The sequence below is a fragment of the Aquibacillus koreensis genome (genome assembly GCF_025154055.1).
In the GTDB taxonomy this organism is placed as follows: domain Bacteria; phylum Bacillota; class Bacilli; order Bacillales; family Amphibacillaceae; genus Aquibacillus_C; species Aquibacillus_C koreensis.
This window is the reverse complement of the sequence record NZ_JAOALK010000032.1, coordinates 60,389-83,268: the sequence shown is the minus strand read 5'-3', so window position 1 is coordinate 83,268 and position 22,880 is coordinate 60,389. Positions and strand designations below refer to the sequence as shown.

The following is a 22,880-nucleotide window of genomic DNA, read 5'->3' as shown; positions in this document are numbered from 1 at the left end:
AATGAGCGTATGTAGAAAAAAGGCTTTAATTATTACTGATCTTAGTGAAGAAACAAATGCTATGTTTTTAAAGGTTACGAATAAGGATGAGGAAGCGTTATTAATATCAAACAGTTTTGAAGTAGATAACCATTTACAATTTAGCGCTATGGTTAGAGATATTACTTTTTCAATTTATAATGAAAGTATAGAAGAGATTTATGTTATTACAGAAAAAAGTAATAAATATGTCATGGGAGATAATAAGTTGGAAATTTCACAAATACAAATAGTTAGTGATCAACTACATGCAGATACTATTATTAGGAAAAAGGTTGATCAAATTAGAAAACATCCATTAATTCCAAAGTCAATGATCGTGAAGGGTATCGTTGTAAATACGGAAACAGAAGAATATGAACTCGTTTCATAATATACGAACACAAAAAAACGCTAATTAGCGTTTTTTTGTGTAATCTAATTATTTTAGATCACGAATTTGCTTCGTTAAATCGGTAAACTTCTTATCTAGTTCGATATAGGCCTGATCATTAGGCGATAAAAAACTAAGCTTTCCTAAAACTGCTTGCCGTTCTGTTTCTAGTGTCAACCTATATTCTTCTTGGTTGGTGTTGTGTTTCGCCTTTTGGTCCCATTGTTTTTCTATCTTTTTGTCTTGTATAACGAGTTTTGTAGCTGTTATTTGTTCAAGAAAATACCGGTCATGAGAAACAACAAGTAGTGTGCCATTGTAGGTTGATAATGTTGCTTCTAGTTGTTCACGAGATGCAAGGTCAAGGTGATTTGTTGGTTCATCCAATACTAGAACATCTTTTTCCTCTAGAATATATTTCATAAGCTTGCATTTTACTCGTTCACCCATGCTCATGGCTTGAATTGGCTCTCTCCACTGTGCTGCAGTAAATCCTAAATGGTTCATTAGCGTTTGAACTTTCCCTCTCTGTTTAAAGGTTTCTTGATAAAACAGTTGCTCCGGCGTCTTTTCTAAGGGCAAGTCAAACACTTCTTGTGTTAAATAGCCAATCGATGCAGATGGTGATAACCAAACTTCCCCTTCGTAAGATTCTATGCCTAGGATGATCTTTAGTAACGTAGTTTTACCGCTTCCATTAGGACCAACTATGGCTACTTTTTCCCCATGCTGGATTGTAAAAAATACGGATGAGAATAGTGATTCATTGTTAAAAGATTTTGCTAGATTTTTCACTTCTAAAAAACGTTTGCCTACCTTATCATTTGCTTTCATGGTAAATTGCACGTTGTAATCAGCTTCCACTGGCTTTGCGTTCACCTTTTCTAGTTCCTTTTCCAAACGTTTTTGTTTCGACTTTACTTGTGAATCCATTCGCTTTGCTTTTTTACGGAAGTACTCTTTCTTTCCTTCTTGTTTTGTTGATTGAGCGTGGGCGCTTTTGGACCAAGAAGTGAGTGCTTGCATTTGACTTTCGATTTGTTCAACCATTTTTTGTTGCTTCTCATATTCTCGTTGTTGTGTTAGTCTTCTTTGTTGACGAGCTTCCATATAACTAGAGTAGTTACCTTTATGCTCCACCAACTTTTTGCCTTCAATCGACCATATCTTTGTTGCCACTTCATCTAAAAAGTATCGATCGTGCGAAACCAAGATAACCGTTCCATTATACCGTTTTAATTGTTCTATTAAGAGCACTGTACTATTTGCATCTAGATGATTCGTTGGTTCGTCTAATAATAAAAGGTGAGCTTGCTTTGCTATCCCATGTATTAACCGAGCCTTTAATTTCTCTCCACCACTAAAATTGGAATAATCATTGTCAGGTACACTCCACTTTGATCGCAACGCTTCTTCCGTTGCAGTTGATTCCTTATGCATAAAAGATTCCGCTTCTTGATCTACTAACGCTACGACTAGGTTTTGTTCGAACCATTGTATGCTACCCTTTGTTGGTGTTAACTCATTATTTAATAACTTTAATAACGTGGTTTTACCTGCACCGTTCTTACCAATGATCCCGATAATTTCACCTTGCTTTACATGTGCATGGATATTCTCAAAAAGCGTAAAGTCATGTATTTCTAAACCTAATTGCTGCATTATTAATAATTCTTTCATGTACATCCCTCTTTCTATTCAAGGGAGGATTTCAGTATTTAGTTAAAAAATCCTCCCAATTCTAAATTGGAAGGATTAGCCATACACATACACATTTTTATCCGAACTTCTCTAGCTACTACGAATATAAAAATGGGCAGACTAATCCTGTTTTTCTAACAATTTGAAATATTTTATTTCAAATATTGGAAAAAAAGATTAGTTAAACATTGTCCACCCATCAGTCCTTTCGTTTTTATAAAAATAGTATAGCACACGATGCTATCGAGGAAAAGGATGTTACGCGGATCACTTTCTAATCATCGTACAGATACCTCCTTCATATGTTTAGAAAGGAAGGAGTGATGATCTTGAAGCGATCCGAACAATTAAAAAAGTTTTGGGAAGAGCAACTAGAAATGAAGAGGGAGGATTCTCTTCCTAATTGGATCCTTGAAAAGATAAGTTATCATGAAAAAAGAGGAAGTAAAGTAGCAAGGATCACTGGAAAAGGTACATTATACCGCGCTTTTGAAGATGAGAATCAAGAAGTAAAGGTGGAGTATAACCTAGGTGTAACTTTTTTCGTGAAGCAGGGCGATCATTTTTATCATGAAGAAGATGAACGGATGCATCAAGCTATTTTTTATAAAAATACGTTAGTAGAGGACAAAGAAATACAGGCTCCTACAAAGATGGAAGTCGTGCCGCCAATTGAACCGATTGAGAGAGAGGATGCAGGCAATATGCGCTTCGAGTACGATCGGAGAGCTGCTGTTCAATATGCAGAAAGATGGTGGAATGACTATAATCCGGAATACAGAAAATTTGATGTAGACTGTACCAACTATGTGTCTCAATGCCTGCATGCGGGTGGAGCGCCGATGTGGGGAGCGCCTAACCGGGGACAGGGATGGTGGTACCAAAATGAAAATTGGAGTTATAGTTGGGCAGTAGCGCACGCATTACGGTGGTACTTGAGTGGAGCAAATCAAGGACTGAAAGGGAAAGAAGTAGAGAATCCAAGTGAATTGATGCCTGGTGATGTAATTTGTTACGATTTTGAGGGGGATGGCAAGTGGGATCATAATACCATTGTAGTGGAGAAAGACAATGATGGAATGCCGCTGGTTAACGCACATACGGATAATAGTCGTCACAGATATTGGTCATATGAGGATTCGTATGCATGGACAGAGGATTGTAAATATAAGTTTTTTCGGATCGGAGAGTAGTTTTTTTCTTGGTGTCTTTATTTAAGATATAGGCTTGTATGAATTTGTGCTATAATGGTCAAGTTAAAATGTAGTTAGAGGTGAAAAAATTGGCCATACATGTTGTATTGTATCAACCAGAAATTCCTGCAAATACGGGAAATATTGCTCGCACTTGCCTTGCGACTAATGCTGTTTTGCACTTGATTCGACCTCTTGGATTTTCGACAGAGGATAAGATGTTGCGCAGAGCTGGTCTTGACTATTGGCACGATGTGAAAATTCAATACCATGATTCATTAGATGACTTATATAAAACACATCCAACCGGTGCGTTTTATTATATTGAAAATTTCGGTACGAAGTATTATACCGATTACGATTTTAGTGATGCAGATAAGGATTTGTTTTTTGTATTCGGAAGAGAAACAAATGGTATTCCTAAAGAACTATTAGTCGGAAAAGAAGACCAATGCTTAAGAATTTACATGGCATCACATGATAAAGTACGTTCATTAAACCTTTCCAACACAGCTGCGATTATCGTTTATGATGTGTTAAAACAACAAGGATTTCCGGGTCTGCATTAATATATACGGAAACACTAACGCTTGGATCTTTTTATAATCCAAGCGTTTTTTGTTAGGCTCTTTTCATAAATGTTTTTTTCGAATGCAAGACTTGATGTAAAATGCGTCGTAACTTCACCTGCTAAGAATTCAATGGATGATTTTAGCGGCTAAGAGATCCGTTATTTACCTCAAATCTTAGAATATTTGATTTTAACGGCTACCAGAGTCCTTAATTGTCCTGATTTCAATGATTTCGTTGGCAATTTATTGGAATAACGTACTGTATAGCCGCACAGATAAAAAAACGGTCTAAAAAAGCTAAATAACGGATCTCATAGCCGCTCAGAAATCTATGCTAAATTTAGCGGCTAAGAGATCCGTTATTTGCCTAAAATCTAAGGATATATGATTTTAGCGGTCACCAGAGCCCTTATTTGCACAAATTTCATTAATTTCGTTGGCAATTTGTTAAAATAACGTATTGTATAGCCGCACAGATAAAAAAGTGGTCTAAAAAGGACAAATAAGGGATCATATAGCCGCTTGCATTGAATTCACTAATTTCTCCTTATTACGACGCAGTATAGATAAAATCATTCATAAAAACAATTGAATAGAATAGAACACCCTTGCGCGAGTTAAGTCGGTCGTCTCGAAGGGGGTGTATAGGTGAATCAACAAAAAAACGCACAGGCATTAGCCTATGCGTCGCTCAATCTGTATTATTTTTTTGATACATTGTCCGTATCATATCCTGCTGAAAAGATCGATACTAAAAATACGATACTTACCCCGATGATAAGTGCTAAACCCATATGTTTACCTCCTTGGAAATTGTAATGACTATGTAAGTATTGTTCCTTGCATTAATTAAACGCATCATTTTCTTCATTATAACGAATTGTAGTTAGAATGTGAAGATTTGATAATTATTATAGCATAAAGTAATAAAAACTAGTAATTATCATAAAGAACCATTCCGCTATAGGCTTCTCCGTGATAAAAAGTATGTGTTACATGTTAATCTATTCATTTTCCGGAAAGTTTGCACATAGGTTATAGTAATAGCTTGTGTAACACCATTTTTCTGGGAGGTCACCTATGGATATTTTAAAAAAGGTTCAGGATTATCGAGAGGATCAAGAAAGATTAAAGTGGGAAGGTACGTTAGCAGACTATTTAGAACTTTTAAAAGAGCGCCCTTATTTAGCACAATCCGCTCATTCACGTGTATATAATATGATCAAACATAAGGGTGTAGAAGAAGTTAACGGTAGAAAAGTTTATAAGTTCTTTGGTGATCAGCTATTTGGTTTAGAGGAAGCATTAGAAAAGCTTGTAGAAGAATATTTTCATCCAGCCGCTAAGCGCCTTGATGTAAGAAAGCGTATTTTATTATTAATGGGGCCAGTTAGTGGCGGTAAATCTACCCTTGTTACAATTTTGAAAAGAGGATTAGAAAAATTCTCGTTAACTGATGAAGGTGCAGTCTATGCTATAAAGGGTTGCCCGATGCATGAAGATCCACTTCATTTAATTCCGCACCATTTACGAACGGAATTCGAGGCTGCATATGGGATAAAGATTGAAGGGAATTTATCTCCTCTAAACACGATGCGCCTTGAGAAAGAATATGAAGGGCGAATAGAAGATGTGATGGTCGAACGCGTATTTTTCTCAGAAGATAAACGAACCGGTATTGGGACATTTAGTCCATCTGACCCGAAATCCCAAGACATTGCTGACCTAACTGGATCGATTGACTTCTCTACTATTGCAGAGTATGGTTCAGAATCTGATCCGCGTGCTTATCGATTTGATGGTGAGTTAAACAAAGCAAACCGAGGCATTATGGAATTTCAAGAGATGTTAAAGTGTGATGAGAAGTTCTTATGGCACCTGTTATCATTAACGCAAGAAGGTAATTTTAAAGCAGGACGATTTGCCCTCATATCAGCTGATGAACTGATTGTTGCGCACACAAATGAATCAGAGTATCGTTCATTCATAGCTAATAAAAAGAATGAAGCACTTCACTCAAGAATGATTGTCATGCCAGTGCCGTATAATTTGAAGGTATCAGAAGAAGAAAGAATTTATAATAAAATGATTAATGAAAGTGATATCAAGGATGTTCACATTGCTCCTCATACACTAAGAGTAGCTGCGATGTTTACGATTCTCACTAGATTAAAAGAGTCGGACCAAGCAAATTTAAGTGTATTAAAGAAAATGTACTTGTATGATGGACAGAATGTAGAAGGTTTTTCTGATGCAGATGTACAGGAAATGAAGAAGGAATTCCATGATGAAGGTATGAGTGGTATTGACCCTCGTTATGTGATTAACCGAATATCTTCTACAATCATAAAAAAAGAGATGACATCCATTAATGCGTTGGACGTATTAAGATCGTTAAAAGACGGATTAGAGAATCATCCTTCTATTTCAAAAGAAGATAAAGAAAGATACATGAATTTCATTTCGGTAGCCCGAAAAGAATACGATGACCTGGCCAAAAAAGAAGTCCAAAAGGCATTTGTGTATTCTTATGAAGAATCAGCGAAGACACTGATGGATAATTACTTAGACAATGTTGAAGCATTTTGTAATAAAGCAAAAATTCATGATCCATTAACTGGTGATGAGATGCAACCGGATGAGAAGTTAATGCGCTCAATTGAAGAACAGATAGGCATCTCTGAAAATGCGAAAAAAGCATTTCGAGAGGAGATTCTGATCCGTATTTCTGCATATGCAAGAAAAGGGAAGAAATTTGATTACCAATCTCATGAGCGATTAAGAGAAGCGATACAAAAGAAATTGTTTGCGGATCTAAAGGATGTAGTGAAAATTACGACATCAACAAAAACACCTGATGAACAACAATTGAAAAAGATCAACGAAGTAGTTGTGACATTAGTGGACGAATATGGATACAACTCAACTTCTGCAAATGAATTACTGCGTTATGTAGGTAGTTTGTTGAATAGGTAATGGATGAGTGATCCCAAATTGGGGTCACTTTCTGTTTTTGGATTGTTTGGTAGAAAGTGAGTGGATACTGAATTACATACCGGGTTTACTGAATTAATTGGAGGAGACGCTGAAATCGGTGTCGCTTTCACTGGAAAATCCTCAAAAGTTACTGGATTACGTGTCTTTTTGACGGAATCGCAACTTGTGGCTAAATCGATAGAAAAGAAACACAAAAACCGTTTCTATATTTCAGAATCGTTCTAATTATGATATATATTGATTTTAATCAATCTCAGTATTCGTACTATTTTTGAATTTACAAAATCATTCGAATTATCCTAACTAATATGTTGTTTCCGTATATAAAATAGGGTATATTAGTTGATGTAGCAAGAAGGTAATTCTATAATGAACTTGGATGGGAAAGAAAGTAGTAGAAGAATGCGAACTTCTAATGGGGGTATAAGACGTGACACAGCAAGAATCTAGTGAAAGATTCTGGAAAAATTTCCATGGTCCAAACATGGGATACGTAGAAGAACAGTATGAAACATATTTGGAGAATCCTGAAGCGGTCGATCCGTCTATCAAAACACTTTTTGAAGTATATGGTGCTCCAGAATGGCTAGAAACAGAAGGGGTAAATGGTAAAGCTATTGCTCAAACAACTTCATCCAATGATATAAAGAAGATAACCTCAGCAATGAAGCTTGTTGAGGCTATTCGTCGTTATGGTCATTTGGAGGCAGATATCTACCCTGTTGGGCAAGACAAAAATCGTACATCATCACTAATTGACCCACGCACGTATGGTTTAGAGAAAGAAGATTTGGAAGCGATTCCTTCTGAACTCATTTGGGAAAATTCTAACAACCATGTGAAAACAGCGCAAGACGTCATTGAATTCCTAAAGAAGCAATATGTAGGTACGATTTCATTTGAATATGACCATGTGAATAATGATGCAGAGCGTGAATGGCTGCAACAAAAAGTGGAAACCGGGTCATATAAAGTAGATTTTAATAATGAAGAGAAAAAACAATTATTAGAGAAAATAGCAGATGTAGAAGGTTTTGAAAACTTTCTAGCAAAAACATTTGTTGCGCAAAAACGATTTTCTATCGAAGGTTTAGAAATGATGGTTCCAATGCTAGACCGCATCGTTCAGCTATCTTTTTACGATGATACGGAAAACATCTTAATGGGCATGGCTCACCGCGGTCGATTAAGTGTTTTAACGCACATATTAGGAAAGCCATTTGATAAGCTTTTTTCAGAATTCCATCATTCTTCCGATAAAGAGTTAATTCCATCTGCAGGCTCGAGAGCGATTACGTATGGATGGACTGGAGATGTAAAGTATCACTTTGGTGCTGAAAGAAAAGCAGGGGAAGAAAAACCATCTCCAACTCGAATTACGCTAGCTCATAATCCGTCACATTTAGAATTTGTGAATCCTGTTGTGCAAGGCTTTACTCGTGCCGCACAAGATTTCCGATTCGAACGAGGATATCCGAAGAACAGTATTAATAAGGCGCTAAGTATTCTAATTCATGGTGATGCTGCGTTTATTGGCGAAGGTGTTGTTGCAGAAACACTTAACATGGGTGCTTTACCTGGATATTCTACGGGTGGTACGATTCACCTTATTGCGAATAATCAGGTCGGATTTACTACGAGTCAGAACCAAGGTAGATCCACGAGATATGCTAGTGACTTAGCCAAAGGATTTGAAATCCCAATTATTCACGTAAATGCGGATGATCCAGAAGCCTGTGTATCGGCTGTACAGCTTGCTTATGAATATAGAAACACATTCCATAAGGATTTCTTAATTGATCTAGTAGGTTACCGTCGATATGGTCATAATGAAATGGATGAACCAAGAGCGACACAACCGCAACTATATAAACAAATTGATGAGCATGATACTGTTGCTACCATTTATGCCAAAAAGCTTCAAGAAGCTGGTCTTATTGAAGATAACACTTTGGAAGTGATGATGGATGCTGTATTCCAAAAATTAAATGATATTTATACTAACATGAAAGAAAACAGCACTGGTGAAGCAGAGGCAAAGCCAGTTCCAAAAGCTTTGCGTAACGGTTTAGCAGATATAGAAACGGCCGTTCCTTTAGATGAGTTAAAGGCATTAAATAAAGGACTACTAAATCGTCCGGACGGTTTTAATAGTTTTAAAAAGTTAGAAAGAATATTGAAAAAGCGTAGTGAAACGTTTGATCAAGAAGGTAAAGCCGATTGGGCTACTGGAGAGGCATTAGCTTATGCTTCTATCTTACAGGATGGCATTCCAATTCGTTTAACAGGTCAAGATTCAGAACGTGGTACGTTTGCACACCGTCATCTTGTTTTACACGACGTAGAAACAGGTGAAACGTATTGTCCTATGCATGGATTAGAGCAGGCAAAAGCAACGTTCGATATCCACAACAGTCCATTATCAGAAGCTGGTGTTCTAGGTTTTGAATATGGATACAGTGTAGAAGCTCCAAAAACGTTAGTGTTATGGGAAGCTCAATTTGGTGATTTTGCCAATGCAGGTCAAGTCATTTTTGACCAGTTCATCTCTTCCGGCCGAGCAAAATGGGGAGAAAAATCCAATATGGTTATGCTTCTTCCACACGGGTATGAGGGGCAAGGTCCTGAGCACTCCAGTGCACGTATAGAACGGTTCTTAACGTTAGCTGCTGAGAATAACTGGATTGTTGCTAATGTGACAACAAGTGCACAGTTTTTTCATTTACTTAGACGCCAAGCTGCGTTAGTTAATAGCGAGTCGGCTCGACCATTAATTGTGATGACACCAAAGAGCCTATTACGTAATCAACGCGTTGTTTCGGATGTGGAAGCATTTACAAAAGGAAAATTCAGACCATTAATTCAACAACCGGGTTTACCTTTAACAACGAAAAAAGCGAAACGTTTAATCATTGGTAGTGGAAAAGTAATGGTAGATATCGAAGAATCGATGAGTAATGCTGAACAAAAACATGATGAAATTCATGTGTTAAGACTAGAACAAATATATCCATTCCCTCAAAATGATATTGAACATGTCATTAAAAACTGCCCAAATCTAGAAGAAGTTGTTTGGGTACAAGAAGAGCCTAGAAATATGGGAAGCTGGAATTTTGTTAAAGAGCCATTATTTAAATTACTTGATGGGGAAATAGAATTAAAATACATTGGACGTCCTGAACGTTCGTCACCAGCAGTTGGGGAACCTAACATACACAAAACAGAACAAAACCGAATTGTTCGAGAAGCCTTAGAGCTGTCTAAAGGAGGAGATTCCAAGTGAAGGAAATAAAAGTCCCAGAATTAGCAGAATCTATTACAGAAGGCACGATCGCAGAGTGGCTTGTTAAAGAAGGCGATCAAGTTCAAAAAGGGGATCCCATTTTAGAGCTTGAAACTGATAAAGTAAATGTGGAAGTAAACGCAGACTACTCTGGTGTGATAGCAGAGGTACTAAAACAAGAAGGTGATGACGTTTCAGTTGGAGATGTTATTGCTAAAGTAGACGAGAATGGCGAAGCAGGAGGATCTACTTCTTCTGATTCCAAAGAGGAAGAACCAAAAGAAGCAAAAGAGTCAGAGAAAAAAGAAGAAGCAAAACCATCCGATGACAATCAAGAAGAAAAGAAACAAGAAGAAAAACCTGCATCTAAAAATGGTGAGGTAGTTGCATCACCCGCTGCAAGAAAGCGTGCGCGTGAATTAGGTATCAACTTACAAGACGTGTCACCTCGAGATCCATTAGGTCGCATTCGTCCAGAAGATATCGAAGCACATGCAAGCGGTTCTAAAAAGAAAAGTGAAGCACCTAAACAAAGTAAGAGTGAATCTACATCTACAGAGAAGACTGAGTTTGATAAGCCAGTAGAGCGAGTGAAAATGTCACGTCGTCGTCAAACGATCGCGAATCGCCTAGTCGAAGCACAACACAATGCAGCGATGTTAACTACTTTTAATGAAGTTGATATGACCGCTGTGATGAAGCTTCGTAGTGAACGTAAAGATAAATTCCTAGAAAAACACGGTGTAAAACTAGGATTTATGTCCTTCTTTACGAAAGCTGTTGTTGCTGCATTAAAAGATTTCCCATTAATTAATGCAGAGATTCAAGATAATGAAATTGTACTTAAGAAATTTTATGATATTGGTATTGCCGTATCGACGGATGACGGGTTAGTTGTACCAGTAGTTCGTGATGCTGATCGTTTAGACTTTGCTGGAGTCGAGTCAGAAATTGGCCGATTAGGTAAAAAAGCGAAAGAAAAACAACTGCAATTAAATGATTTACAAGGTGGTACATTTACGATTACGAATGGCGGTATATTTGGTTCGTTACTATCGACACCAATTCTTAATACACCACAAGTTGGGATTCTAGGCATGCACTCGATTCAAAAGCGTCCAGTTGTGATGCCAGATGATTCCATTGAAGTTCGTCCAATGATGTATATCGCACTTTCCTATGATCATAGAATTGTAGATGGAAAAGAAGCGGTACAATTCTTAGTTCGTATTAAAGAATTACTAGAAGATCCATATGATTTGTTACTAGAAGGTTAACTATAATGAGACGTTGGTCCCTTACACAAGGGATCAGCGTTTTTTTCTATTATCACTCTAAAATGATAGTTTCACAAAAAAAATCATCGTTATCCTTTGTATGCGAATTTGATACAAACACTGCAATAACTAGTAATTATAATATCGTTCTACCGTTCCGGAAATACACTTCGCTTTCCACGGACTCGCGCTGAGCCTCCTCGCTCGCAAAGCCCGCTCCCTGTGGGGTCCTCATCTTCTTCTTGCCCGTGGAAAGGGAGCCAATTGCACTTGTGGAGCGGGTGGAACAGTTAATGCAGAGTTTAGAGAAAAAGCGTCATTATCAACAATCGGCTAATAAACAGATATTATGAAAGATAATGTCCTATTTAATTGAATTTTACAAAAAGTTTAATCAAAATCGATTTGCTTGCATACAATAAAATAATACAAATAAAGGAGGGTATTACATGGCTGATTCCAAAAGTTTTGTGATTTCAGAAGAAGATTGGTCCCTCCACCGAAAAGGGTATGACGATCAAAAACGCCACCAAGACAAAGTTCAAGACGTCCTCAAGAAAAAGCTCCCCGATCTAGTAAGTGAAGAAAACATTATCATGTCGCGAGGGAAAGATGTAGTGCGCATTCCAATCCGATCACTTGATGAGTACAAGATTCGTTACAGCCAAGAAAAAAATAAACATGCAGGTCAAGGTGATGGCAATAGTGATATAGGTGATGTTGTAGCAAAAGACGGTAAACCTGCCAAAGGACCAGGCAAAGGAGAAGGTGCAGGAGATCAACCTGGAGAAGATTATTATGAAGCAGAAGTTTCCTTTGAAGAGTTGGAGGAAGCCTTTTTTAATCAATTAGAATTACCCAATTTACAACAGAAGGAAAAGGATAACATTATCACAACTGACGTAGAATTTAGAGATATTCGTAAGAAAGGGCTACAAGGTAACATTGACAAAAAACGAACGATGCTTGAAGCATTCAAACGTAATGCAATGGATGGTAAATCGCAATTCAATCCAATCTTTCCAGATGACTTGCGTTTCAAAACTTGGGATGATATTGAGAAACCAGAATCGAAAGCAGTAGTCCTAGCAATGATGGATACAAGTGGATCCATGGGCCAATTTGAAAAGTATATGGCCAGAAGTTTCTTCTTTTGGATGACACGTTTTCTACGAAGGAAATACGAAACTGTTGAAATTGAATTCATCGCCCATCATACAGAAGCAAAAGTCGTTGATGAAGATTCTTTCTTCTATAAAGGGGAGAGTGGAGGTACAATCTGTTCATCTGCATACCGGAAAGCACTGGAGCTGATTGAGAAAAAGTACTCTCCAAGCAGATATAACATTTATCCTTTCCACTTCTCAGATGGTGATAATTTAACTTCAGATAACAGACGATGTGTCTCCTTAGTTCAAGAGTTGATTGAATACTCTAGTATGTTTGGATATGGTGAAGTCAACCAATACAACCGTCATTCCACACTCATGCAAGTATTCAAACAAATCGAAGATCCAAAGTTTAGCTATTATGTGTTAAAAAACAAAGCCGATGTATTCTATGCAATGAAGAAGTTTTTTGGAACCCAAAATGAAGAAATATATGCATAAGTGATAACCGCCCTATGTAGGGGCGGTTTTTTACTTAGCTTTATCAAATTCTCCATTTTAAAAAACAGTAATATACGACAGAATACATTCATAATTTCTGCAAATAAGTAAAAGATACCTCTATATCTGCAATAAACTGGTGGTTATTATCGTGAAAAAAAATAATGTCATTAATAATAAATCGATACCTTTTTTTCTATTAGCAGCAATCCATTCGCTTCTACTTTTGTTGCTTTTAAAACGACATAAACAAAGAAATGTTTGGTTTTTGTTTTTAACAAATACGGGATTTGCATACTTATTTGAATATATAATTCTGAATTTATTCCGTGGTTATAAATATAAGCCGTCTATATTTAAAAATCGTCATGTAGATGCAGTATTTGGAGCTATTTTTTCACAAGCTTTGTATGTACCTATCTCCGCCACATTCCTTACTCTGTGTAAGATGAAGTGGTATTGGAAGGTTATCATCAGTATTTTTTACTACGTTATAGAAAAATTTTTTATTTGGTTACGCGTATATAAGGTGAACTGGTGGAAGCCTGTCTATACTTTTGTCTTGTTGAACGTGTACTTTTATATTAGTGATCGCTTTTATTTAGCCTTTTCCAAAAACAGAAAATGGGCTTTGGCAATCACACATTACTTGTCTATTGAAGTCATTTATGTATCTTTCCTTTATGCTTCCGCTATTAGACGTAAAGTAAGGTTTGGGCGTGGAAACTATCACTCGTGGAAGGAACACTTTATTATAGTTCCTCTGTATAGCCTTTTTATTTCTTTTATTGCAATGAGGAATTCAGGAAAGCCTGGTCTAATAAAGCGTATTAGCTTGATCGTTTACCAATTGTTAATTGATTTCACTTTAGCACATTGGGGTTTCCTAAAATTAAATACCAAATACCTGCTTGGTGCATTACCCGTTCACATAGTAATGACCTTTCTATCACGCTTTATATATATAAAGGTGTACAGGAAACAGGGGGACGGTTCTGCTGTTTCCAATGTTACAAATGACTTTTCTAAATAACTATGCAATGTTGTTTAGATTAAATTTTCTAACAATAATGTTACAAAATGCAGAATTTGTATAGTTTATGGTTGATGTATCACCCAAAAACGAATATTATAGATAATGTTGTGTTTAATATTCGTAAAGTTAGGTGAAACTTATGACAAACTTTTTTAAATTAAAGGAAAATCGGACAAACATAAGAACAGAAGTAATAGCAGGAATTACAACTTTCTTGACCATGGTATATATTATCATCGTTAATCCTGCCATTTTATCGGGAGTAGGTATCCCGTTTGAACAAGTGTTCATGGCAACGATCATATCTGCTGCACTTGGTACGATCATTATGGCCTTTTTTGCGAACTATCCAATTGCAATTGCACCAGGAATGGGCTTGAATGCTTACTTTGCAACAGTGGTAGGCATGGAAGGATTATCTTATCAAATTATTTTTGGTACAGTATTTTTAGCTGGGATTTTATTTATTTTACTTAGCTTGACCAAACTAAGAGAAACATTAATAGCTGCTATACCGCCAGCATTGAAATATGGCATAACGGCTGGAATTGGCCTGTTTATCGCCTTTATTGGGTTGAGAGATGCGGGGATTGTACAAGCAAATGATGCCACTCTTGTAACACTTGGTGATCTACATCAATCAATGACTCTTTTATCCATTGTAGGTTTATTTATTATAATAGCTTTGATCTCCTTAAACGTAAAAGGTGCACTTTTTATTGGTATGCTTGTGACCGGAATAATTGGATTCTTTACAGGTCATCTTAAGTTTGATAGCGTTGTATCATCCCCACCGGCACCAGTATTCTTTGATATCGATATTATGGGTGTCTTTTCACATGGATTATATGGAATTGTATTTGTTTTCTTACTCGTTACCTTATTTGATACGACGGGAACGATTATCGGTGTGTCTGAACAAGCAGGGCTTATGAAAGACGGTAAATTACCAAGAGCAAAATCTGCGCTTATGGCAGATGCGGTAGCGACGACAACAGGTGCCATGTTTGGGACGAGCCCATCTTCTGCTTATATTGAATCATCATCAGGAGTAAGTGCAGGTGGAAGAACAGGATTAACCTCGTTGGTAGTAGGTTTATTGTTTATTTTATCCATGTTCTTTTCACCAATTATTTCAGCTATTTCTTCTCTTCCAGCAATTACAGCTCCAGTGCTAATTATTGTAGGTTGTTTTATGATGGAAGGCTTAGCACGCGTGGATTGGAAAAAGTTTGATGAAGCGTTTCCTGCGTTTGCAATCATTTTAACGATGCCACTAACCTCAAGCATAGCAACTGGAATTGCTATCGGTTTTATTACGTATCCGTTAATGAATTTGTTAGGTGGAAAAGGAAAAGAAGTGCACGGCTTGTTGTATGTATTTGGAATTATTTTTATTATACAAATGGTATTTTTCCCAGTTCATTAAAAAACCCTCACAAGGGTTTTTTATTTTTTTCTACTTTTTTTGTCAAAAACTGCAACCTGTAACCTAGTACATACGTCTATATAATGAGTACAAAAAAAGGGGGTCTTCGACGTTGAAGCAATTAGCCAAAGGCCTTATATTTCTACTCTTTGTAATTATTGGGGTAGCGGGCTGTCAACAAAAACAATCCATTCCTGAAGGCTTTTACCCTTATGAAAAAAACGAGGTGGAACAGGCAGTAGAACAACTATCGTTTCGTCCTGAAATTCCGGGTTATGTGCCAATTGAAATGGAAATTGTAGTTTCTGATCAATACGTCTTAAGAGATACAGAAATAGAGGCACTAGACGTTAGTTTTTATACGAGGGATAATGATTTGCTTTCCATTCAATTTATCGATGGAGAAATGAATGAAGAGTTAATGAGTCCTGAGATTGTATCCATTTCGGAAAAAATTAATGGAGCGTATATCGATAATTCCTATGCAAAAGTATTGTCATGGCAAAAAGATGGAATTACGTATAAAATTACATATCGTTCTAGTGAGTATGGAAATAATCCGTCCGTTACAAAGACGGATTTGGTTATGGTTGCTAAATCATTTCACTCATAATGAAGTAAAAAGGTATCAAGCAAAGCTTGGTACCTTTAAATTCTTTTAAACTCCAACAATTCCACTACATTTCACCTTGATTAAAAAAGTATCATCAGGGAAAAGTAGGACTGCATGAAATGTTCAAGGAGGAATGGTAGTGGATATTATTCTTGGTTTATTAGCGATATTCGTTGTTTTAGTAATTGCATACTTCATGTCTAATGATCGAAAGAATGTAAATTTTATTGGCATTGGTGTCATGCTACTTGCTCAGGTCTTGACTACTTGGTTTATGTTTAAAACAACCATTGGGAGTTCCATTATTAATGGAATTTCGGCAGTTTTTAATAAATTGATTGAGTTTGGCACTGCTGGGGTTAGCTTTGTTGTTGGAGGACTAATGGTAGAAGATGGCGAAAGTGTTTTTTTCTTCAATGTTTTGTTATTAATCATTTTTTTCTCTACATTGTTATCTGTTTTGACTTATTTACGTATTCTACCAGTTTTGATCCGTTATTTAGGTGGTTTTATATCAAAAATAACTGGATTACCTAAGGTAGAATCATTTAATGCCGTGAATAGCATATTTTTCGGGCAATCAGAAGCTCTGCTAGCGGTAAAATCACAATTCCATTATCTGAATAACAATCGGTTGTATATCGTAAGTGCTTCTGCCATGGGCTCTGTATCTGCCTCAATTATTGGTGCTTACATGCAGATGTTGCCTCCGCAATATGTGTTAGTGGCATTGCCTTTGAATATGTTTAGTTCCTTAATTGTAGCTTCTATAATTGCTCCAGTTGAAGTAGATAAAAAAGACGATCAAATTGATATAAAAAATGTAACAAATTCAAAGAGTGTCTTTGAAGCTATGGGAAACGGTGCGCTTGATGGCGGGAAGATTGCATTGATCGTAGCGGCAATGTTAATTGCATTTATTGCTTCATTAGAATTAGTCAATTGGATAATTCAAGCGATTTTTGGTGGGACAACCATCCAACAAATCTTAGGGTATGTTCTAGCTCCTATTGGGATATTAATGGGGATTTCCCCGAGTGAGGTAATCCAAGCCGGTGGTATTATGGGCACGAAAATTGTTACGAATGAATTTGTTGCGATGCTTGAATTACAACCGTTAGTAGACGTTTTTAGTGTGAAAACAGTTGGGATTGTATCCGTCTTCTTAACAAGCTTTGCAAATTTCTCCTCAATTGGTATTATTGCGGGTACGGTCCAAGGAATTGATAACGAAAAAGGCGTTGCCGTTTCAAGATTTGGGTTAAAATTACTAGTCGGTGCAACGTTAGGTTCAATTCTATCTGCAACAATGGCAGGATTATTTTTATAAAAGGTAGAAATAGATTTAACATAGGGAAGTTAATAGCACCTATAATACAAAGGCTTCTCATATTAATGAGAAGCTTCAATTATATAATTGAAGCTTGCTACTGGAAAATAAAATAACACACTCGCTATAGGCCGATCGAATGCGAGTTTTCTAATCTAAAAGTTTAAGCTTTACATAAAGTGGAATAAAACAATGGAGAACATATTTCCGGGGAGGAATCATGTATGTCGAAACGATCATACAAGCTATATATTGACGGCAAATGGATAGAAACAAAGGAACAATTAAGTGTTTTAGATAAATATACACAAGAGGTTTACGCAACTGTTTCAAAAGCAGGGGAACAAGAGGTTGATCTTGCCATTACAAGTGCACAAGCTGCCTATAAACAAAAGCAACTTCCGCCTTATGAAAGGTTTACTATATTGAAGCGTATTGGAGAATTGCTGCTTGAAAATAAAAACACGTTAGCGGCATGTATTACAAAAGAAGCAGGTAAACCATTAAAGCAAGCACAAAATGAAATTGAGCGTTCTGCACAAACCTTTGAAGTTGCAGCAGAGGAAGCTAAACGAATCCATGGGGAAGGTGTACCTGTAGAGGCAGCTCCTGGCTCTGAAAATCGAATGGCATTTACGATAAAAGTTCCGGTCGGAGTTGTTGGAGCAATTAGCCCTTTTAATTTTCCATTAAACTTAGTGGCGCATAAAATAGCACCAGCCCTTGCTGCAGGAAATGCGGTTGTGTTAAAACCTGCAAGTGCTACACCAATAACTGCATTAAAACTAGCAGAAATAGTGGAACAAGCAGGTCTCCCAACCGGACTATTTAATGTTGTAGTTGGTTCTGGTTCAACAGTAGGCGAAGCGATGATGCGTGATCCTAGAATTAATCTTTTTACGTTCACAGGTAGCGCAGAAGTAGGGCTAAAACTAAAACAAAACACAGGTTTAAGAAAGCTAATTTTAGAACTTGGGAATAATTCACCGGTTATTGTAGATAAAGAAGCAGATATCGAAAAAGCAGCCAAGGTAATTGCGCAAAAGAGTTTTGCCTATGCAGGACAAGTATGTATTTCCGTACAACGTTTATACGTGCATGAAGAAGTGTTGGGTGAGTTTCAACAATACTTTGTCGAACAAGTTCGTGCATTAACAGTTGGTGACCCAAATCATCCTGATACCGATGTTGGACCAATGATCTCAGAAAAAGAAGCAGAACGTGCAGAAGAATGGATAGAAGAAGCCATAAATGGCGGTGCAAAACTTATTCACGGAGGACAACGAGAAGGTGCGGTTTTACAACCTACTGTGCTCTGCGATACAACAAAAGACATGCGGGTGGTATGTGAGGAAGTATTTGCCCCTATTGTAAGCTTGATGCCTTTCAAAGACATGGACAAGTGTATCGATGAAATAAATGAATCTCCATATGGATTACAAGGCGGGATATTTACAAAAAATCTAGACACTGCCTTTTATGCAGCTAGAAAAGTAGAAGTTGGGGGACTAATGATTAACGACGCTTCACAATACCGTGTTGATCTGATGCCATATGGCGGTGTAAAAGATAGTGGTAATGGGAAAGAGGGACCAAAGTATTCCATTGAGGAAATGACGGAAGAACGATTAATTGTATTAAACCTAGATCACTAATGAAAGTGAAAATATTAATGTGGGAAAGCGTATGGTTTACTTGAGGGCCATGCGCTTTTCTCTTGTTTTTTTACAGAATAATAAACAGTATGGAATAATAGGAATAGATTTATCTCTAGTACATACATAAACAAAGGTGTGTTGACAATGATTCAAGCAATCCTATTATTTCTGTTTGCTGGTCTTGCTGAGATCGGTGGAGGCTATCTCATTTGGCTTTGGTTGAGAGAAGGAAAACCATTTCATTGGGGTATAGGTGGTGGTCTTGCATTAGCTTTATATGGTGTAATTGCAACTTTTCAAACCTTTCCTTCGTTTGGAAGAGTGTATGCGGCGTATGGGGGTGTCTTTATTATTCTATCCGTGCTTTGGGGATGGGGAATTGACAAGAAGGCACCAGATTTGTATGACTGGGTCGGTGCGGCAATCTGTATAATCGGTGTTTCAATCATGTTATTTGCCCCACGTCATTAGATATCCTTTTGTTCGTAGACAAAATAAAACAAGGACAAGTAGCAGTCCTTGTTATCCATTATATTTTATTAATAATTTTCGTTGTAGAAAATACATTCGTCCAAACAACGTGATTGCACCAGCGCTTAATCCAATAATCAGTCCCATCCAATAGCCATAGGGCCCAAAGTCGGTGTAGTTAGCAAACAACCAACCGCTAGGAAGTCCGATCAACCAATAAGAAACAAGAGACATCCAAAAGGTAATATTAACATCTTTGTACCCTCGTAAAACACCTTGAAGCGGTGCGCCAAACGCATCTGCAAACTGAAAGAAAATCGCAAAAAACAGGAAGTTCTTCGTTAGTTCAATTACTTCTGGATTTTCATTGTATAGCTTTGCAACCGGGTCATCAAAGGTATAAAGGATAAAGCCTGCAAGAAAAGCAATAAAGACTCCCGCAATAATTCCCATATATGAATACACACGAGCATCTTTTATTCGTTTTGCCCCTACTTCATAACCGACTGCAATCGTTAGGGTCATGGCAATGCTAAATGGAATCATATATAAAAAAGATGCGAAGTTAATTGCAGCTTGGTGCGCTGCGATCGTAAATGTGGAGTACACACTCATAAATAAGGTAACGGCTGAAAAAATACTTACTTCAAAAAAGATAGAAAATCCGATTGGCACACCAACTTTTAATAACTCCCACCACTTTTTAATGGATGGTACTGTCCATGTACTAAAAATATTGTGTGACCGGAATGGGCGCACTTTGTAGACAATAAGGATGGATATCCCACAAGAAATCCAGTAGGTTAAAGCGGAAGCAATACCAGCACCAATCCCGCCAAGTGCAGGAATGCCAAACTTACCAAAGATAAATACATAATTAAAAACGACATTTAGAGGTAAAGATAACAATATAATAAACATCGAAATACGCGTTTGACCCAATGCATCGATGTAACAGCGAAGTAAGTTATAAACGAACAATGGGATAATGCCAATCCCGATCGTTATAAGGTAATACTTCGCAACATAACGAACGTGTGACTCTAAGTCCATAACAGTTAAAATAGGATCAATCAAGATAAATCCGATAATAGATACAAGAATCCCTATTGCAATAGATAAATATATCCCTTGTTGAACGGTCTCTGGTACTTCATCTTCTTGTTTGGCTCCAATCATCTGTGCGACGATCGGGGAAAGTGCCATTAAGATTCCAGTGATCCCCATTGATATTGGTACCCAAAGACTGGACCCAATAGCAACTCCTGCTAATTCTTCGGCACCTGCATTACCTGACATAACTGTGTCGAAAAAATTCATTGCATACATACTTAATTGTGTTATTAAAATAGGTATAAGGATATAAAAAAACAATTTCATTTTTTGCTTTATTGTGTTAGTTTCAAACATATGCTCTTCCTTTTTATTTAGATTTGAATTAGGATAGAAGAGGATTATAGCACAGTTTCGTGTTTATTACATGTAGGAAGTTATGCAGCTTCCATTACTTTGTACGTTAAAAGCATTAATTTTTGGCTTTGAAGTATAACCGACGTAGTAAAAAATTTAATGTACCAAGTATAAGAAAAACTAATGCATTCGCCAAAGGTCGAGCGAAGGCGAGTTTTTCTAACATACATAGAAAGGGCGTCCGTCATGAGCGAGAAACGAATTTTATTTACAGGTGGGGGAACAGCAGGCCACGTGGTTGTAAACTTAGCAGTTATTCCAGCCTTTCAAAAAGAAGGATGGGAAGTTGATTATATCGGATCCAAAAATGGAATTGAAAGTGAGTTAATTAGTCGATTAGATGATGTGACTTATCATCCAATTTCTACGGGTAAATTACGACGCTATTTTTCAAAAGAGAACTTTAAAGATCCCTTTAAAGTATTAAAAGGGACCATGCAAGCATATAGAATTCTGGGGAAGAAAAAACCTTCCGTTATTTTTTCAAAAGGTGGGTTTGTATCTGTACCAGTACTTGCTGCTGCAAAGATGAGAGGAATTCCAGCTATCATTCACGAATCCGATTATACGCCAGGTTTAGCAAACAAGCTCGCAATTCCTATGGCCAAAAAGGTACTAGCAACATTCCCGGAAACGATGCAGTTTTTGCCTGAGAAAAAAGCCGAGTGGATTGGCGCAGTCGTGCGGAATGAATTATTTCAAGGAAGTAAGAAAAAAGGATTAGCATTAGCAAACTTTACAGAAGGGCAACCAGTTTTATTAATTATGGGTGGTAGCGGTGGTGCTCAAAGAATCAACCAAGCTGTACGTGACAACCTAGATGTGTTAGTAAAAGAATTTCAAATTATTCATATTACCGGCAAAGGCAATGTGGATGAGTCAGTAAAGAGAGCTGGATATATTCAATTCGATTATGTTAACGAAGAGCTAAGTGATATATTTGCTGCGACAGACTTTGTGTTATCACGAGCTGGATCCAATGCTATTTTTGAATTCTTGGCATTAAAAAAGCCGATGTTACTTATTCCATTATCCCGAAATGCGAGTCGAGGCGACCAGATCTTAAATGCAAATTCATTTAAAAAACAGGGTTACGCTAATATATTAGAGGAAGAAGAATTAACAGAAGATCGATTAGTGACAGAATTACTCAATCTTAAACAGAGTAAAAAGGAAAAGCTTAAAGCAATGAAAAATTATGAAAGCTTTGAAGCAAAACAAAAAGTAATTAAGATTATTAAGGATATAAGTAATAAGACTCAATAATTAAGAGAAAGACCACTAAAGTAATGGATGTAGTGGTCTTTTTTACTGGTTACAAATCCTTATTTTTACTCTGTATAGGGAATTTTAGAGGAAAATGTTTCCTATTGTCGAATTATCAGGTGTGATGTAATCATGGATAAGTCGAGATAAGAGGAGGAATAAGAATGTCAGTAAAAAGATCAATTATTGCAGTAATAGCGGTAGTAGGGGTTTTGTTTGCATTTCTACCATCTGTAAGCGCTCATGAAGGAGATGACTGTGGTTGTCCTACTGATGTGCGAGAGGTTACTGGATCAGAAAAAAACAAGCTTGTCTCCAATCTTTTAAAGTCAGCGGAGTTTAAGGTAAAGAAAAAGGAATTGAAGAGTGATGGTTATCATTGGAATGGTGTTAGTGAGGTAGAGGTTGAATATAGTGAACAAATGGATGCGTATGTTATAGCAATCCCGATTTTAACCCAAGATCATTCGGAAAAACATTACTTACTTTATGCTTATTCTTTTGGACAATTTCAAGAGCCAATAGTAATTAAACAATAAAATAAAAACACTTATCTCATGAA

At 36.9% G+C, this 22,880-nt stretch carries 18 protein-coding genes; 16 read left to right on the top strand and 2 right to left on the bottom strand.

Going from position 1 to position 22,880, the window contains the following annotated elements; translation table 11 throughout:
- Position 1 precedes the first annotated feature (1 nt).
- The gene (locus tag NYQ66_RS08510; protein ID WP_259868813.1) at positions 2-412 is read left to right on the top strand and encodes a carbonic anhydrase; all 411 of its coding nucleotides are present in this window, start codon (positions 2-4) and stop codon (positions 410-412) included.
- 48 nt (positions 413-460) lie between these two features.
- Here NYQ66_RS08510 and abc-f read toward each other — a convergent pair whose 3' ends face one another.
- Complete coding sequence (abc-f, locus tag NYQ66_RS08505; RefSeq protein WP_259868811.1) at positions 461-2,092, bottom strand: ribosomal protection-like ABC-F family protein; 1,632 nt, start codon at positions 2,090-2,092, stop codon at positions 461-463.
- 350 nt (positions 2,093-2,442) lie between these two features.
- Between abc-f and NYQ66_RS08500 the strand changes: the two genes are divergently transcribed.
- The 13 genes from NYQ66_RS08500 (at position 2,443) to NYQ66_RS08440 (ending at position 19,582) form a co-directional block, all read left to right on the top strand.
- Positions 2,443-3,306, top strand: coding sequence for an amidase domain-containing protein (locus tag NYQ66_RS08500; protein WP_407652061.1), 864 nt, complete (start codon positions 2,443-2,445; stop codon positions 3,304-3,306).
- Between the two features lie 89 nt (positions 3,307-3,395).
- On the top strand, positions 3,396-3,875 hold the full coding sequence (locus tag NYQ66_RS08495; protein WP_259868808.1) for a tRNA (cytidine(34)-2'-O)-methyltransferase: 480 nt from the start codon (positions 3,396-3,398) through the stop codon (positions 3,873-3,875).
- 1,083 nt (positions 3,876-4,958) lie between these two features.
- Positions 4,959-6,854, top strand: a complete 1,896-nt coding sequence (locus NYQ66_RS08490) for a PrkA family serine protein kinase (protein ID WP_259868806.1) — start codon at positions 4,959-4,961, stop codon at positions 6,852-6,854.
- 60 nt (positions 6,855-6,914) lie between these two features.
- Positions 6,915-7,100 (top strand): hypothetical protein, encoded by a 186-nt coding sequence (locus tag NYQ66_RS08485; RefSeq protein ID WP_259868805.1) that lies wholly within the window; start codon positions 6,915-6,917, stop codon positions 7,098-7,100.
- 205 nt (positions 7,101-7,305) lie between these two features.
- A complete protein-coding gene (locus NYQ66_RS08480) occupies positions 7,306-10,158 on the top strand; it encodes a 2-oxoglutarate dehydrogenase E1 component (protein ID WP_259868803.1) in 2,853 nt (950 codons plus the stop codon).
- Positions 10,155-11,435 carry a 2-oxoglutarate dehydrogenase complex dihydrolipoyllysine-residue succinyltransferase gene (gene odhB / locus NYQ66_RS08475; RefSeq protein ID WP_259868801.1) on the top strand — a complete coding sequence of 427 codons (1,281 nt, stop codon included), beginning with the start codon at positions 10,155-10,157 and terminating at the stop codon, positions 11,433-11,435. Before NYQ66_RS08480 ends, odhB begins: the two co-directional genes overlap by 4 nt.
- A 449-nt stretch (positions 11,436-11,884) precedes the next feature.
- The gene (gene yhbH / locus NYQ66_RS08470) at positions 11,885-13,045 is read left to right on the top strand and encodes a sporulation protein YhbH (RefSeq protein WP_259868800.1); all 1,161 of its coding nucleotides are present in this window, start codon (positions 11,885-11,887) and stop codon (positions 13,043-13,045) included.
- Between the two features lie 151 nt (positions 13,046-13,196).
- Complete coding sequence (locus tag NYQ66_RS08465) at positions 13,197-14,078, top strand: hypothetical protein (protein ID WP_259868798.1); 882 nt, start codon at positions 13,197-13,199, stop codon at positions 14,076-14,078.
- A 142-nt stretch (positions 14,079-14,220) separates the two neighbouring features.
- Positions 14,221-15,510, top strand: coding sequence for an NCS2 family permease (locus tag NYQ66_RS08460; protein WP_259868796.1), 1,290 nt, complete (start codon positions 14,221-14,223; stop codon positions 15,508-15,510).
- Between the two features lie 112 nt (positions 15,511-15,622).
- Positions 15,623-16,123, top strand: a complete 501-nt coding sequence (locus tag NYQ66_RS08455; protein ID WP_259868795.1) for a hypothetical protein — start codon at positions 15,623-15,625, stop codon at positions 16,121-16,123.
- Positions 16,124-16,262: 139 nt separating this feature from the next.
- Positions 16,263-17,453 carry a NupC/NupG family nucleoside CNT transporter gene (locus tag NYQ66_RS08450; RefSeq protein WP_259868794.1) on the top strand — a complete coding sequence of 397 codons (1,191 nt, stop codon included), beginning with the start codon at positions 16,263-16,265 and terminating at the stop codon, positions 17,451-17,453.
- A 224-nt stretch (positions 17,454-17,677) separates the two neighbouring features.
- Positions 17,678-19,108: an aldehyde dehydrogenase family protein gene (locus NYQ66_RS08445; protein ID WP_259868793.1), complete on the top strand. Its 1,431-nt coding sequence runs from the start codon at positions 17,678-17,680 to the stop codon at positions 19,106-19,108.
- Positions 19,109-19,255: 147 nt separating this feature from the next.
- Complete coding sequence (locus NYQ66_RS08440; RefSeq protein ID WP_259868791.1) at positions 19,256-19,582, top strand: YnfA family protein; 327 nt, start codon at positions 19,256-19,258, stop codon at positions 19,580-19,582.
- Positions 19,583-19,633: 51 nt separating this feature from the next.
- Here the strand turns inward: NYQ66_RS08440 and NYQ66_RS08435 are convergent, their stop codons facing one another.
- Entirely contained in the window at positions 19,634-20,992 is a 1,359-nt protein-coding gene (locus NYQ66_RS08435; protein WP_259868790.1) for an MATE family efflux transporter, read from the bottom strand.
- Positions 20,993-21,238: 246 nt separating this feature from the next.
- Between NYQ66_RS08435 and NYQ66_RS08430 the strand changes: the two genes are divergently transcribed.
- The gene (locus NYQ66_RS08430; protein WP_259868788.1) at positions 21,239-22,318 is read left to right on the top strand and encodes an undecaprenyldiphospho-muramoylpentapeptide beta-N-acetylglucosaminyltransferase; all 1,080 of its coding nucleotides are present in this window, start codon (positions 21,239-21,241) and stop codon (positions 22,316-22,318) included.
- Positions 22,319-22,482: 164 nt separating this feature from the next.
- The gene (locus NYQ66_RS08425) at positions 22,483-22,857 is read left to right on the top strand and encodes a hypothetical protein (RefSeq protein ID WP_259868787.1); all 375 of its coding nucleotides are present in this window, start codon (positions 22,483-22,485) and stop codon (positions 22,855-22,857) included.
- The last annotated feature ends 23 nt before the right edge of the window (positions 22,858-22,880 follow it).